The 12023-nt window shown below is 66.7% G+C and carries 12 protein-coding genes; 7 read left to right on the plus strand and 5 right to left on the minus strand.

The features are described 5' to 3' along the window. Positions 1–46 precede the first annotated feature (46 nt). Positions 47–1057, plus strand: coding sequence for an NAD(P)-dependent alcohol dehydrogenase (locus AB0F44_RS16965; RefSeq protein ID WP_357357310.1), 1011 nt, complete (start codon positions 47–49; stop codon positions 1055–1057). A gap of 51 nt (positions 1058–1108) precedes the next feature. Here the strand turns inward: AB0F44_RS16965 and AB0F44_RS16970 are convergent, their stop codons facing one another. Next, a complete protein-coding gene (locus tag AB0F44_RS16970; protein ID WP_357357312.1) occupies positions 1109–2338 on the minus strand; it encodes an MFS transporter in 1230 nt (409 codons plus the stop codon). Between the two features lie 302 nt (positions 2339–2640). Between AB0F44_RS16970 and AB0F44_RS16975 the strand changes: the two genes are divergently transcribed. The 6 genes from AB0F44_RS16975 (at position 2641) to AB0F44_RS17000 (ending at position 7107) form a co-directional block, all read left to right on the plus strand. Further along, on the plus strand, positions 2641–3141 hold the full coding sequence (locus AB0F44_RS16975; protein ID WP_357357314.1) for a lipocalin-like domain-containing protein: 501 nt from the start codon (positions 2641–2643) through the stop codon (positions 3139–3141). An 8-nt stretch (positions 3142–3149) separates the two neighbouring features. Continuing rightward, positions 3150–4211: an alpha/beta fold hydrolase gene (locus AB0F44_RS16980; protein ID WP_357357316.1), complete on the plus strand. Its 1062-nt coding sequence runs from the start codon at positions 3150–3152 to the stop codon at positions 4209–4211. A 56-nt stretch (positions 4212–4267) separates the two neighbouring features. Further along, the gene (locus AB0F44_RS16985; protein WP_357357318.1) at positions 4268–5212 is read left to right on the plus strand and encodes an SDR family NAD(P)-dependent oxidoreductase; all 945 of its coding nucleotides are present in this window, start codon (positions 4268–4270) and stop codon (positions 5210–5212) included. A gap of 24 nt (positions 5213–5236) precedes the next feature. Then, positions 5237–5785 carry a cyclophilin-like fold protein gene (locus AB0F44_RS16990; protein WP_357357320.1) on the plus strand — a complete coding sequence of 183 codons (549 nt, stop codon included), beginning with the start codon at positions 5237–5239 and terminating at the stop codon, positions 5783–5785. A 123-nt stretch (positions 5786–5908) separates the two neighbouring features. Next, a complete protein-coding gene (locus AB0F44_RS16995) occupies positions 5909–6613 on the plus strand; it encodes a DUF6152 family protein (RefSeq protein WP_357357322.1) in 705 nt (234 codons plus the stop codon). Further along, positions 6613–7107: a hypothetical protein gene (locus AB0F44_RS17000; RefSeq protein ID WP_357357323.1), complete on the plus strand. Its 495-nt coding sequence runs from the start codon at positions 6613–6615 to the stop codon at positions 7105–7107. The genes AB0F44_RS16995 and AB0F44_RS17000 overlap by 1 nt, the downstream gene beginning before the upstream one ends. 27 nt (positions 7108–7134) lie before the next feature. Here the strand turns inward: AB0F44_RS17000 and AB0F44_RS17005 are convergent, their stop codons facing one another. From AB0F44_RS17005 to AB0F44_RS17020, 4 genes are all read right to left on the minus strand, one after another. Continuing rightward, a complete protein-coding gene (locus AB0F44_RS17005; RefSeq protein ID WP_357357325.1) occupies positions 7135–8721 on the minus strand; it encodes an AMP-binding protein in 1587 nt (528 codons plus the stop codon). Positions 8722–8777: 56 nt separating this feature from the next. Then, complete coding sequence (locus tag AB0F44_RS17010; protein ID WP_357357327.1) at positions 8778–9788, minus strand: alcohol dehydrogenase catalytic domain-containing protein; 1011 nt, start codon at positions 9786–9788, stop codon at positions 8778–8780. A 28-nt stretch (positions 9789–9816) separates the two neighbouring features. Then, positions 9817–11178 (minus strand): MFS transporter, encoded by a 1362-nt coding sequence (locus AB0F44_RS17015; protein ID WP_357357329.1) that lies wholly within the window; start codon positions 11176–11178, stop codon positions 9817–9819. Positions 11179–11247: 69 nt separating this feature from the next. Then, positions 11248–12015 (minus strand): SDR family oxidoreductase, encoded by a 768-nt coding sequence (locus AB0F44_RS17020; RefSeq protein ID WP_357357331.1) that lies wholly within the window; start codon positions 12013–12015, stop codon positions 11248–11250. Positions 12016–12023 lie beyond the last annotated feature (8 nt).

A 12023-nucleotide genomic window follows, 5' to 3' on the forward strand; every position in this document is an offset into this window, starting at 1 on the left:
GCCCCGCCGCCCGTCCCCGACATCCAGTCCTGATCGGAGTACCCGAGTGAAGAACCCCTCCGCCGTGCTGCACGCCCCACATGATCTACGGATCGAGGATCGCCCGGTGCCGACACCGCTGCCGACACAAGTCCTCGTCGAGGTCCGGGCGACAGGCATCTGCGGCTCGGATGTGCACTACTACGACCACGGACGCATCGGTGACTTCGTGCTCGACACCCCGATGGTGATCGGGCATGAGTCGGCGGGCACCATCGTGGACGTCGGCGCCGACATCGACCCCGGCAGGATCGGTGAGATGGTCGCCCTCGAACCCGGGGTCCCATGTCGCGAGTGTGCACAGTGCCTGGTCGGCCGCTACAACCTCTGCCCTGACGTGGTCTTCTTCGCGACCCCACCTGTCGACGGCTCCATTGCCCGGTTCGTCGCCATCGAAACCGCGTTCGCCCACCCAGCACCGAGGGGAATCTCCCACGAGCAGGCGGCGATGGCTGAGCCTGTGTCGGTCGGTGTCTGGGCATGCCGCAAGGCCGGGGTCGCCCCCGGCGACCGGGTCCTGGTGACGGGTGCCGGACCGGTCGGCCTGCTGGCCGCGCAAGTCGCTCGAGCAGTCGGAGCCGCTGCCGTCACAGTCACCGACGTCAACGACTTCAGGCTCGAGGCCGCACGAGGGCTCGCGCTGGACGCGCGCGGCGCCCAGGAGCAGCTCGAGGCAACCTACGACGTGCTCCTGGAGTGCTCTGGAGCGGCACCGGCCATCGCCGGTGGGCTGCGCGCGCTCGCGCCGGCCGGCCGTGCGGTGCTCGTCGGCATGGGCGCCGATTCCGTGCCGATCGACGTACCCCTAGTGCAGTCCAGGGAGATCACCCTCACGGGCACGTTCAGGTACGCGAACACCTATCCCGCCGCTCTGGCTCTCATCGCCAGCGGCGCAGTAGCGACGGAGCCGATCGTCACGCATCGCTTCAGTGTCGAGGAAGCGGAGGCGGCGCTCACCCTCGCCCGCCGTGTGCCCGAATCGCTCAAGGCCATGGTCGTTGGCATCCAGGAAGACTGAATGGGAGCGGTTGATTCCCTTCTGACCGGGATCAGCTCGCCCAGCAGTCACTCAGCTGCGTCGTCCAGGAATGAAGCTGTGCCGACGTGCGAGCGAGGCCACGATGAGGGACGCGATCGAAAGGATTCCAACTGCCCAGGGAAACGATCCCGGTCCTTCCGTGTCCAGCAGGAGTCCACCGACCACGCCGCCGCCGAAGATCGCCACGTTGAAGGCCACCACCATCAGCGCCTGGGCGATGTCGACCGCGGTGCCGGCGGCGTCCGCGGCCGCGGTCGTCAGCTGTGTCGCCGCTCCACCGAAGGTCAGACCCCACACGACGACGGCGCTCCAGAAGATCGCTGGTGCATGCCCGCCCAGCGCAAGTGCCAAGCCGGTAGCGGCGAACGCCAGGAGGCTGCCCAGGACCAGTCTCCGGAGCGCGTGATCGATGAGTCGGCCCGTGAACCAGATCCCGACCAGCGCCGATACACCGAAGACGAGAAGCGCGACATCGACCCGGGCACCGATGTCCACCCAGGAGACGTAGGGCGCGACGTAGGTGTAGAGGATGTTGTGGGCCAGCAGCCACGCCAGGGTGGTCAGCAGCACGGGCACGACGCCAGGCAGAGCCATCACACGCCACACCGGCATTCGATCGGCACGACCCTGGCCGGGACGATCAGGCACTCCGAGCACCGTCCAGACGATCAGGCCGATGGCCACGACCGACATCGCGGCGAACGCCCAGCGCCAACCCGCCAGGCCGCCCAGAAGTGTCCCCAACGGCGTGCCCAGCGACAGGGCCAGCGGCGTGCCCAGGAGCGCGACCGCCAGCGCCCTGCCGGACAGGTGGCTGGGAACCAGGCCACGGGCGTAGCCGGCCAGCATCCCCCACACCAGACCGGAGAACGCACCCGCGGTAGCGCGAGCGACGAGCGCGAGCTCATAGGTCGGCGCGGCTGCCGTGAAGGCGTTCGCGACGAGGAATCCTGCAGCGCCCACGCACAGCAGCGGCTTGCGGCGCAGGCCCCGCGTCAAGGCGATGACCGGCAGCACAGCGATGGCGGTGCCCGCGGCATATACGCTGACCCACTGTCCAGCGGCAGCTCGCGAGACGTCGAGGTCGTCCGCAATCTGTGGCAACAGGCCGACCGGGAGAGTCTCGGTCATGATGCAGATGAAGCCGGCAAGCGCCAGCGCGAGCAGCGGCGACCAAGGGAGCGCGTCACTGGAGGGACGCCCGGCGCGAACGGTCGTGCTCGGCAAGGTGTCGCTGGTGGCTGCACAAGGTTGGTGCATGGCTCCTCAGGGGGTGCGGTTGGCGGGGTCGGGCGGCACATCGCCATGCGCCATGGCCTGACGATGCGCGGTTGGAACTGTGGGCGAGGCCACGGGCGCGCCGAGGACGGCGAGGCAACGCGACCAGGTGTGCGTCGAGGTCCTGCCGCACCTTGGGCAAGTTGCGGGAGTGACACCCGATCGACGCTACGGGCGCGAACGCGACGCTGGGATGCCCTGCCAGTACACCTCACGATCGAGACTCCCTCATCTCTCTCAGATCGAGTTCCATGGAACTTCAACCAAGGAAGAGATGAGAAAGCATGACGAAGAGACTCAGGATCGCCCCGCTCGCGCTGGCCTTGGCGCTGATCATCGCACTGCTGGTGGCTGCTGCTCCGTTCACCAAGTCGAGTGCGGCAGAGCGTGGAGGCGACCGCCGAACAACGGCCGCCGGTGCGGGATCCCTGGTGGGAGTGTGGCGGATGACCTCGTTGGAGGCGGGCACCGAGGGCAACCTCGAGCCGGTTCCCTACTCGGGCCAGATCGTCTTCTCCAAGGCCGGCACCATGTCGGTGCAGGCGATGAACCCTGACCCGAACGCCCCGGACACCCCCTATACGAGAAACGGCTACGAGGCCTTCTACGGGGACTTCGTCGTCGACAAGCCGGCCGGGACGTTCGAGGTGACGGTCGAGTCGTCCCTGGTGCGCGATCTGATCGGGCAGAGCCTGACCCGATCTTATGACGTAAGTGGGGACACGCTGGTCCTGACGCCGCCGAACCCCGCTGAGGGCTGGCGCGCGACGTACGAACGCCTGTGAGACCTTCGATGACATCCGTGATCCGAGGCGCACCGGTCGGAAGACTGCTGCACACGGCTCTCCTTGCCGCTCTGCTGGCAGGCTGCTCGCTTCCCGGGACGGATCACTCATCCCCCGCAAGCCAGGGCAACGGGACGGCCGCCTCGGCCCCCGAGTCGACCGGACCGTCTGGCCCATCCGCGCCGGCCCGGTCCGGGGAACCGACAGAGACACCAGTCGCGCTGCGCGACTACTTCGACCGCGAGTACAGCGGCACACGCCTACGCCTCGGCGACGTCAGGGAACGCGCAGCCGGCTACACCTCCTATGACGCCACCTACCGCAGCGAGGATCTGACCGTCTCCGGGGTCATCAACGTCCCGAACGGCGACGGTCCGTTCCCTGCTGTGGTCCTCGCACACGGCTGGATCGAGCCAGACGCCTACGCGAGCGGTCAGGGGATGACACGCGAACGCGGCCACCTCGCCGACCAGGGATTCATCGCCTTCCATATCGACTACCGCAACCACGCCGACTCCGACCGCGACCCAGACCTGGTGCGCAACATGTACCTCGGCTATGCGGTCGACGCCGTCAACGCGGTGCACGCTCTTCGTGGCAGTGGCCTACCGATCGACCCTGCCCGCGTGGCGTTGATGGGCCGCAGCATGGGAGGCAACGTCGTGCTCCAGGCGCTCGAGATCTCCCCCGGCTTGGTCCAGGCCGGAATCGTCTATTCCGGCCAGTCATCCCTCGAGTCGGACAACTACCGCCGCTGGGCGGGCCCTGGTTCCGACTACGCCGCCGAAGCCGCCGACCTCTACGGAACGCCCGAGGAGAACCCCGAGTTCTGGACGGGCATCTCCACCCGTCCCCAGTTCAGCCGGATCACGGAGCCGGTGCTCATGATCCACGGAACCGAGGACGAACAGTGCCCAGAAGCATGGGCGGGCGCGACCTTCGATGCCCTCCAAGCCGCAGGCATTGACGCGCAGATCGAGTGGTACGAAGGCGAGCGTCACGCCTTCGGGCCCCGCTTCGAAGACTCCATGGACCGCAGCACGAGGTTCCTCCGCACGCACGCCGGCTGAGCGTCGTTGCGTTTCTTTCAGCCTCGAAGACAGGAAGCAAGACCACCGTGAACACCATGACTAGACGTACGCTCCTGATCTCCGCCGCCGCGCTGGGCGCCGGAGCCATGGCGGCCTGCACTAGTTCGCAGTCCGACGGCGGGAAGGCGACCGCGCGCAGTGACAGGTTCGGTGTGGGGACCTACAACACACAGGAGGTCGCGGACGAGCTGCGCTACGTCGAGGAGAACATCCGCCCGTCCACCGAAACTGATACCAAGCGCATTCTGATCACCGGCTCGACCGGGGGAATCGGTCAGCTCGCCGCCGCCTACCTCCTCGCCCGTGGGCACAGCGTCGTCGCCCACGCCCGCAACGAACAGCGCGCGGCCGACGTACGCCGTGACCTGCCAGCCGTCGCTGATGTCGTCATCGGTGACCTCCTGGACCTCGATCAGACCCGAGCACTCGCGACTCAGATCAACGAGCTGCCACGGTTCGACGTCATCATCCACAACGCCGGCGAGTACGGCATCGCAAATCGCGAGATCCTCAACGCCAACTCGCTGTCGCCCTACCTGTTGACGAGTCTGGTCAATCCGTCCGCGGATGCGCTGGTCTACCTCACCTCGGACCTGCACCTCGGCGGTGACCTCGAGCTCGATGAGCTTCGCGGCGACGGCGCAGACATCACCTATGACGACAGCAAGCTCCACGTGGCGACGCTCGCGATGGCTGTCGCTCGCCGCCGACCCGACATCCGGGTCAATGCGGTCGCACCTGGTTGGGTGCCGACCAAGATGGGATTCCACAACGGCCCCTACGCCCCCGACGACCTGCGCGCCGGCTACATGACCCAGGTCTGGCTGGCCGAAGGCAACGAAGGAGCGCGTCGGATCACCGGCAACTTCCTCTTCCATCAGAAACCAGAGACCCAGGTCCATACTGCGGTTCACGACCCACAGGCGCAGGACGACCTGCTCGCCGCCTATGCCCAACGCACGGGGACCACCTTGACGTGAGGCCCGGACCCGAACGGAGAAACCATGATCACAACCCGACTCACCACCGCAGCGCTTCTGGTCACGATCGGCAGCGGATGGCTGACCGCCTGCGGAACCGGTGACGCGCCCGAAAGCCGGCCCAGCACGGCAACCGGCGCACCGACCACCGCCGACAGCCCCACCCCCAACCAGCAGAGCCCTACGGCAACTGCGACTGCTCCTCAGGAGGCTGACATGAGAATCGAGATCAGCGTTGAAGGCGAGCGCTTCCAGGCCACGCTCACTGACAGCGCCGCCAGCCGCGACCTGATCGCCCAACTGCCGCTGACTCTGGACATGACCGATCACGGCGGGGTCGAAAAGACCGGCGCTCTTCCATCAGAGCTCTCCCTGGACGGACAGCCGTCCGGTGCCGACCCCGACGTAGGAGACGTCGGCTACTACGCCCCTGGCAACGACCTCGTCCTCTACTACGGCGACCAGTCCTACTATGACGGCATCGTCGTCCTCGGCCAGTTCGAAGGTGGCGCCCCCGAACGCCTCGCGCGCACGGATGGCGATGTCACGGTCGACGTCGACCGCCTCGAGTGACCCTGCACCGAGGCTCCCGCAGAAGGTTGCCCTCTCAGTACACCTCAGGACAGGGACTCCCCGCCTCCTGCGAGATGCAGTTTTCTGGAGCCGATCTCAAAACCTTGGAAGGAACGACTCGACATGCGCTTCATCACCGTCAACTCCCGCCACCTCAGACTGGCGGCTGCCTCCTTGGCCTCCGCGACAGCGCTCCTGACGCTCGCGCCCGGTGCCGCGCACGCGCATCACGGCTTCGACGACTACGACACCGGCCGCCTCTACTACATCTCGGGCACCGTCTCGGATGTCCGCTGGGGCGAGCCTCACTCCTACTTCACCGTGACGGTCGACAGCGACATGCCCACTGACACGCCCGAGCGTGACCTCCCTGAGCAACTGCAGGCCCCCGAGGACAGCGGCCCCATCGACGCAGCGCCGTCCTACAGCGGCTCTCACGACGCACTGGCGGTCACCATCGCGCCGCCGAGCTTCACGGGAATGTGGGGCCTCGACCGCCCGCTCGAGGACGGAGAACGGGTCGAGGCCGTCGGCTATGTCGGTGAGAGCCACGACGACGAGTTCCGTCCGGTCGTGTTCTGGTTCGAGGACGGCAACCCGGTCAACCAGGTGCTCGGCAGCGAGCTCCCCGCAACCCCACTGCCGACCCCCTATCCCGAGAGGGACGCACCTGCCGCGTCATCGTCAGGCGACGATCAGGCTGCCCCGACCGCATCAGGATCCGACACAACGTCACCGGCCACGATCTGGGCCGGACTCGGCGCTGCGCTGGTCGCCGTCGTCGCTGGTGGCGCGGTCTACCTGCGCGCACGATCGCGCCGAGAGTGATGGCGCTCGAGATGGGTGGCATCTTCTCCTGGATGGAGAACACCGGGTTGGCCGAGGCCATCCGTGGCACGGCCTACCTGTATCCCATACTTGAAAGCGTCCACATCATCGGCATCGCCCTCCTCATCGGCCCCGCCGCAGCCTTCGATCTTCGGTTGCTGGGTCTCGGCCGCCGGGCGCTACGGGTGTCGACCGCGGCGGACTACCTTCTCCCCCTGTCGCACCTCGGCTTCATGATTGCGGCGGTCACGGGGGTAGCCATGTTCCTGCCTGGCGCCAGTCTCATCGCCGACCGGGGCAGCGCTCCGTGGAAGCTCGGCCTCATCGTGCTGGCGGGTCTGAACATTCTGATCTTCCATCTGCGCACCTACCGCAGCGTGGCCGACTGGGATGTGAACCGGTCAACGCCTGCAGCTGCCCGGTTCGCCGCGGTCGTCTCCCTCATATCCTGGTCATGCGTCACGGTCGCCGGCAGGTTGTTGGCCTACACGTGACTGATGCGCCCGGCGGCGCGCGAAAGCCTAGCGCAGCGCTCGCTCCCGCAACGCGAACTTCTGGATCTTCCCGCTCGGAGTACGAGGAAACTCGGGCATGACCCGAACCACCTCGGGCCAGAACTGCTTGGCCACGTCGTGGGCGCCGAGGAACGCCCCCAAGTCTTCGACGGTCAGGCCTGAAGCGTTCGGCTGCAGGACCACGCAAGCACACGCCGTCTCGCCGAGTCGCTCGTGCGGAAGCGGGACGAGAGCGACATCCTTGATGTCAGGGTGGGTGACCAGGATGTTCTCGATCTCGACGACCGGGATGTTCTCACCGCCTCGGATGATTATGTCCTTGGTGCGTCCGCAAATGCGGATGTGCCCTCGGTCATCGAGAAGTCGCGCGCGATCGCCCGTCTTCAGATAGCCATCCGCGGTGAGGCTCCCGGCGTCGATGTCAGGGCGCTTGTAGTAGCCGAGGAAACGGCCCGGTCCCCGAATGATCAGGTCACCTTCCTCGCCGACTGCTACCGGATTGCCCTCGGGATCCACGATCTTGACGTCGGCGGACCCGACGGGGCGGCCATCACTCGTGCTGGCAAGCACCGACTCGTCCTGCACGGTGGTGGCGGTGCCGACGCAGTACTCGCTCATCCCCCACACCGCCACGACCCGGCTCCCAAAGCGCTGAACGGCACGTTCGACCAGCGACGGCGGGATCGGGGCACCGCCGCACACGAACACTTCGGGGAACACCACACGCGCACGCTTGCCCGCATGCTCGAGCAGGTCGCTGAGAAACGGGGTCGCTCCCATCGTGAAGGTCACCCTGTATCGGTCGACCAGATCGAGTGCCTTCTCCGGGTCCCACGACTCGAGCAGAACAACGTCACCGCCGCCTCGCAGGGGCATCAGGATGCCCCAGGTGAAGCCGGTCAGATGACCGAATGGCGACATCACCAGCGAGGTGAGCCCGCCGCCGAACCCGGCGTGCTCGACAAGGTCGTCGATCACCGCGTGCATCGTGGCGTGGGAATGCATCACGCCCTTCGACTCGCCCGTCGTCCCGGACGTGAACGCGAGGACAGCGACGTCATCGACCGTCACATCTGCCGGCTCCACCGGGGTCGGCGTCGTCGCCAACAGCTCCTTGCTCGACACCACCCCGGGTTCCTGACTATCTCCGACGCTCACAATGGTCGTCAGGTCCGGAAGGTCAGCGGCCATCTCGCTCACCATCGCTGCGTAATCGAAGCCGCGGTAGACCGACGGCACCACGACTACCTTGCACTGGGTGCGCTCGAGGACGAACCCGAGCTCGCGACGGCGGTAGATGGTGGTGACCGGACAGACGACCGCTCCGATCCGGGACGCTGCGTAGGTGTAGATCACGGCCTCGGTCCAGTTCGGGAGGACGAGACAGATGATGTCGCCTCTGCCGAGCCCAAGGTCCGCGAGATGAGCGCTCACGCGGACGATGTCCGAGAGCAGGTCCTCGTACGACAGCTCGACCCATACCTCGCCGTTACGGAGCCCGGTGAGTGTCCGTCGGCCCGGTTCAGCGTGCTCGCCCCACCGTTCGAGTGCGCCGAACAGCGTGTTGACACGGCGCTGGTCGGCTTGAACCACCTGTGTTTCCTCACCCTGCTCGAACATCGGGTCCTCCATCCTCTCCAGTGCCATGGTCAGGGGACGAACACGCCCTTGCCCGAGGTCTGGCGGTCGAGGAGCTCATAGGCTTCGACCGCGTCGGCGAGCTGCCACGTCTCGGTGAACAGCGCGTCCACATCGATGCCGCGCTGGACCACGAATCGCGCACAGTCCTCCATCGAGGCCATCGACATCGTCCACGAGGTCACGCCTTTGATCTGCTTGTAGAGATGCTCGGTCAGGTCGAACTGGATCGTTGATCCGACTCCGACCCAGCAGGCGGTGCCCCAGAGGTCGAGGACGTGCAGGGCGTCCCGAGCCGCGGACGAGGCCCCCGAGGTCTCCAGGCTCTTGCTGACTCCGCGCCCGTCCGTGAGGTCGCGGACGGCGTCGGCGACGGAGTCGACCTCGGCTGGATTGATGGTCAGGGAGGCACCGAAGTCACGCGACCTCTCGAGCCTCGACGGTGCGATGTCCAGAGCGATCACCCGCGCGCCCATGGCCGAGGCCAGCTGCGTCGCTGCCAGGCCGACCGGGCCCTGACCGAAGATGGCGATCGTGTCCTCGCCAGCCAACTGAAGCCGGCGGAGCGCGCCCCAGGCCGTGCCCGTCCCACAGCCGATGGCGGCAGCCGCGAGGAACGACAGCCCCTCAGGCATGGGGAGAACCGAGGTGAACGGGACTGTCATGAAGTCGGCGTGCGAGCCTTGGGCGGTCGCGCCCATCGCCGTCGCGCCCTCACGGCACATCTGGGTCCATCCGGACCGGCACTGGTCGCATCGGCCGCATCCGAAGTAGTGGTGCACCATGACCGCGCGGCCGATCCACTCATCCGGTACGCCCCTGCCCACGCTCGCGATGACGCCGGCCGGCTCATGACCGCCGATCAGTGGTTGCTCACGTCGAGGACCGCGGTAGGTGTGCAGGTCCGACCCGCACATGCCAGAGGCCCGCATCTCGATGACGACCTCGCCGTCCCCAGGTATGGGGTCGGGGAACTCCCGAACCTCGATCTTTCGCTCGCCGTGAAACAGTATGCCCTTCATCATCTTCCTCTCACTTCCCGCTCTTGGTTCAGCCCTGGGCCACAGTCGTCTGCGCAGCAGCTCCTCGCGAGGCGGACTCGTCGTAGATCGAGGACCGAAGGTTCAGATGCTTCGTCTCCGGGACGAGGAGCACACCAGCCAGACCAAACGTCCCGATGAGTGCCATCGCGTAGATCGCCGGGGCGACGGGGCTTCCGGTGAGTCCGATGAGTGCGGTTGCAATCAGTGGCGTCGTGCCGCCGAACAGGGCGACTGACACGTTGTAGGCGATGCCGTGGCCGCGGCATCGCATCGCGGTCGGGAAGAGCTCGACCCAGCCGACGAATGCGGCCGAACCGTACATAGCGACACCGATCGCGAGAAGCGCCTGACCGAGGAACGCGGTCGCCAGGCTCCCCGCATCCGCGAGCAGGAAGGCGGGCACGGCCATCACGAAGAGCCATCCGGCCCCGGCGGCGAACATCGCGCGGCGCCCGAACCGGTCGCTGAGCCGTCCCATCAACGGCAGTAGGACCGCCAAGGTGGCCACAGCGGCCGCGTTCGACAGCAGGGCCCGCGTCGGAGACAGTCCACCCTCGACCGCAACGAACGTATACATGTACCCGGTGAGCAGGTAGGCTCCGACCGCCATGGGCGGCTGCAGCAGGGTCACGAGCAATACCGAGCGCCGGACCTGAACCGCGGCGCCGAGCCCCTGACCCCCTTGGTCGGACCCAGCAGAGTCCTTGGACCGAGCCTCGGCCATCGCCTCGACGAACTCCTCAGGGTCCTCCAGCGTGCGTCGCAGGTAATAGCCGATACCCGCCACAAGGCCACCAGCAAGGAATGGGATGCGCCAGCCCCATTCCTCGAAGGCCTGGTCGCCGAGGATCAGTCGGATACCGAGGATGACCACGGCGACGATCGCGGCCGGCCAGTACGCCCAGGCCATGACCCTGGTCATCCAGGTCGCACGCCTACCGTCGGGCGCAGACTCGGTGATGAAGCTCTCGACTCCAGTCGTCTCCCCTCCGATCGAGAGACCCTGGAGGAGCCGACAGCACACCAGTAGCGCCGGCGCAACGAGGCCGATGCTGGCATAGGTGGGGAGAAGGCCCATCAACATCGTCCCGCCACCCATCAGGACGACGGTCCACTGCAGCACCGAGAGCCGGCCGAACCGGTCCCCGACATAGCCGAAGATCATTCCGCCGAACGGACGGGCGACGAACGAGAGCGCGTAGACAGCGAAGGTGCTGAGCATCGCCGCGACGGGATCGGCTTGGGGGAAGAAGTGGACGGCCAGCGTCGGCGCCAGGAGAGCGTACGCCGTGTAGTCGAACTGCTCACCGAAGTTGCCGACAGCACCTCCCATCAGCTTCCGACGGTCACTGACAACTTTCGCGTTCACGTGATACTCCTTCGATACCTGTCTTCGTTGCCTCCCCGGCCAGGCGCATTCCTGCGTGGCCGGGAGTGATCAGACGTGCCGGTTCCAGCCGCCATCGACGTAGACCCGCTGACCTGTGACGTAGCCGGCGAGCGGCGAGGCCAGGTAGGTGATCAGATTCGCTGCGTCGGCCGGATCCCCGAAGCGCCGAGCAGGAATCTCTCGCTCGAGCCACGCCTGCTGGTCCTCTGCAGTGGGCACGAACTGAGGAATGAAGTTGTTCCTGATCTGTTCGGTCATCAGGTAGCCCGGCGATACACAGTTGACGGTGATCCCGTCCTTCATCACCATGCGCGCAAGCCCCTTCGCCCACATCAGAACGGCACCCTTGGAGGTCAGCGACCCGCTGACGTGCGAGGGCTCGGAGGTGGCGGTCAGACAGATCACCCGTCCGAAGCCCCGCTCTTGCATCCCCGCGATGAAGGGCGTCGTCAGCCGTCGAGGGGTGTCGAAGTTCAGCCTGAAGGCCTCGCTCCAATCCTCCTCCGTCGTATCGAGGTCGAAGGGCCTGGCCTGTCCGAGGTTGTTGACCACGATGTCGACACCGCCGAACTCCCCCATGACCTTCGCCGTGACCCGCTCGAAGGAGTCTCCGTCGAGAAGATCGTCGACGATCACCAACGGCGGCCGGTGACCGTCCGCACTGATCTCCTCCGCCAGCTCCTCGAGGGCGGAGGCCTTGCGGGCCACCACGATCGTCTGCACACCCTCGCGCGCCAACGTCTTCGCCGTCACCCGGCCGATGCCTGCACTCGCGCCTGAGATCAGCGCGGTCTTACCACTCAGATTCAGATCCACAACGGTTC

The organism is Nocardioides sp. NPDC023903 (assembly GCF_040639295.1).
Classification (GTDB): Bacteria; Actinomycetota; Actinomycetes; order Propionibacteriales; family Nocardioidaceae; genus Nocardioides.

Excerpts from the sequence above, each read along its gene's own strand:
- AB0F44_RS16970 (WP_357357312.1), bottom strand. The coding sequence starts at position 2,338 with ATGCACCAACCTTGTGCAGCCACCAGCGACACCTTGCCGAGCACGACC.
- AB0F44_RS16975 (WP_357357314.1), top strand. The coding sequence starts at position 2,641 with ATGACGAAGAGACTCAGGATCGCCCCGCTCGCGCTGGCCTTGGCGCTG.
- AB0F44_RS16980 (WP_357357316.1), top strand. The coding sequence starts at position 3,150 with ATGACATCCGTGATCCGAGGCGCACCGGTCGGAAGACTGCTGCACACG.
- AB0F44_RS16985 (WP_357357318.1), top strand. The coding sequence starts at position 4,268 with ATGACTAGACGTACGCTCCTGATCTCCGCCGCCGCGCTGGGCGCCGGA.
- AB0F44_RS16990 (WP_357357320.1), top strand. The coding sequence starts at position 5,237 with ATGATCACAACCCGACTCACCACCGCAGCGCTTCTGGTCACGATCGGC.
- AB0F44_RS16995 (WP_357357322.1), top strand. The coding sequence starts at position 5,909 with ATGCGCTTCATCACCGTCAACTCCCGCCACCTCAGACTGGCGGCTGCC.
- AB0F44_RS17000 (WP_357357323.1), top strand. The coding sequence starts at position 6,613 with ATGGCGCTCGAGATGGGTGGCATCTTCTCCTGGATGGAGAACACCGGG.
- AB0F44_RS17010 (WP_357357327.1), bottom strand. The coding sequence starts at position 9,788 with ATGAAGGGCATACTGTTTCACGGCGAGCGAAAGATCGAGGTTCGGGAG.